At 66.8% G+C, this 1113-nt stretch carries 1 protein-coding gene; it reads right to left on the bottom strand.

Going from position 1 to position 1113, the window contains the following annotated elements:
- Nucleotides 1-50 precede the first annotated feature (50 nt).
- The gene (locus tag NV2_RS30515) at nucleotides 51-956 is read right to left on the bottom strand and encodes an IS5 family transposase (protein WP_067882427.1); all 906 of its coding nucleotides are present in this window, start codon (nucleotides 954-956) and stop codon (nucleotides 51-53) included.
- Nucleotides 957-1113 lie beyond the last annotated feature (157 nt).

The following is a 1113-nucleotide window of genomic DNA, read 5'->3' as shown; positions in this document are numbered from 1 at the left end:
CTAGGTTCTGTCTCGAAGTGAGGGAGGACGGGCCTGTGGCCCGTCCTGCCTCACGAGTGTCTGAGCCACTGGTTGATCACCGCGATGTGGATCGTGGCCTGGTAGCGGACAGCGAGTTTGTCGAACCGGGTTGCCACGGCCCGATGCTGTTTGAGCTGGTTGATGCCCCGCTCGACGGCGTTGCGGTCACGGTAGATCACCGGATCGAACGCATACGGCCGACCCCCGCCACCACCGCGACGGCGCCGGTGCGCAGCCTGATCCGCCGGGACCGGGATCGTGGCCTTGATCCCCTTGCGACGCAACCACTCCCGATTACCGCGACTGGAATACGCCTTGTCGGCCAGCACACGCTCCGGACGCACCCGCGCCCGACCGCCACCGAGTTTCGGCACCGCGATGCCGTTCAGCACCGCCTGAAACTGCGGACTATCACCGGCTTGACCAGCAGTGATCATCACCGACAACACTCGACAGCCCTGGTCACACGCCAGGTGCAGCTTGCTGGTCCACCCGCCCCGCGACCGCCCCAGCCCATGATCAGCAGGCTCGCACTCACCAGGACCGGACGGCGGTTCGACCTGCTCGCCGACCTCCCGGCGGGCGCCCGCAGCATGGGGATGGGCCCTCGTGGTCGTGGAATCGACGCTGACCTGCCAGTCGATCACCCCGCCGGCATCGGCCAGGACCTGCAGCGATGTCACGATCGCGGCCCACGACCCGGCCCGCTGCCACCGCCGGAACAACCCATACACCGCTTGCCACGACCCGTATTCGGCGGGAACGTCACGCCACGGCGCCCCGACCCGGCACCGCCACCGGATCCCGTCGATGAGCTGCCGTTTCGTCCACTTCGGCGGGCGTCCCGCCTTCTTCCCACGGGGCAGCAACGGTTCCAGCCGAGCCCATTGGGCATCGGTCAGGTCCGCTCGCCCCGCCACCGCTACGCTGGCCACGAGGTCTCCGGTGCTATTCAGATTTGCTTGGTCGCTAATCCGAATACCGGAGACCTCGCCTATACGCCAACGCGGGCAACAGCTTCGGTCGAACATGCTGATGGGGTGGCATCGCTACGCGGTGCCACCCCATCACTCACTTCGAGACAGAACCTAG

This window comes from Nocardia vermiculata NBRC 100427, from assembly GCF_001613265.1.
GTDB classification, from domain to species: domain Bacteria; phylum Actinomycetota; class Actinomycetes; order Mycobacteriales; family Mycobacteriaceae; genus Nocardia; species Nocardia vermiculata.
The sequence above is the reverse complement of the archived record's forward strand: the minus strand, read 5'-3'. Positions and strand labels throughout refer to the sequence as shown.